This window comes from Kaistella sp. CFF1-2 (genome assembly GCF_059509915.1).
This window is the reverse complement of the sequence record NZ_JCAKLF010000034.1, coordinates 1-641: the sequence shown is the minus strand read 5'-3', so window position 1 is coordinate 641 and position 641 is coordinate 1. Positions and strand designations below refer to the sequence as shown.

Here is a 641-nt window from a genome sequence, read left to right as displayed (position 1 = left end):
TGACAAAATCTCGTATTAAATAGAAAATTAAATTTAATTTTGATAAAAAGATTTAAAATGAATACTGATTTACAAATACAAAATAAGAAACTTGAATTAATTCAATGGTTATCTACCATTGAAGACTTGAATTTTCTTGACAAAATTTCGGATATGATTTCTCGCGAAAGAAAAAAAGATTGGTGGGATGAAATTTCTGAAGCTGAAAAACAATCTATTGAGAAAGGAATTGCACAGGCGGACGCAGGAAAATTAAATCCACATTCTAAAGCACGAAAAATTTATGGAAAATGATTTTGAAATCATTTGGACGGATTTAGCTTTAGAAGAACTTGCAGAAACTGTTGAGTATCTCGAAAGAAAATTTACCGAAAAAGAAGTTGATAATTTAGGTGATGAAATTGAAAGAATCCTTGCAATAATTTCTGCAAATCCTCACATTTTTCCGACTTCCTCTAAAAATCAAATCAGAAAAGCAGTAATTCTTAAATTTAATTCGATGTATTATAGAATTGCTGGAAATAATATTCAAATACTGTCTTTTTTCTCAAACCGAAAAGATCCAGAAAGCAAAAAAATATAAGAAAAACTGCGTACAACATTGTATTTGCAAAAAGCGGGGTGAATATTGTCTTTGAGAA

2 protein-coding genes are annotated in these 641 nt (G+C 28.9%); both read left to right on the top strand.

Annotated features, from left to right (window positions below; translation table 11 throughout):
• Positions 1–57 precede the first annotated feature (57 nt).
• Complete coding sequence (locus AC5XHR_RS13800; protein WP_495951360.1) at positions 58–294, top strand: hypothetical protein; 237 nt, start codon at positions 58–60, stop codon at positions 292–294.
• Positions 284–583 carry a type II toxin-antitoxin system RelE/ParE family toxin gene (locus tag AC5XHR_RS13795; protein WP_495951359.1) on the top strand — a complete coding sequence of 100 codons (300 nt, stop codon included), beginning with the start codon at positions 284–286 and terminating at the stop codon, positions 581–583. The genes AC5XHR_RS13800 and AC5XHR_RS13795 overlap by 11 nt, the downstream gene beginning before the upstream one ends.
• Positions 584–641 lie beyond the last annotated feature (58 nt).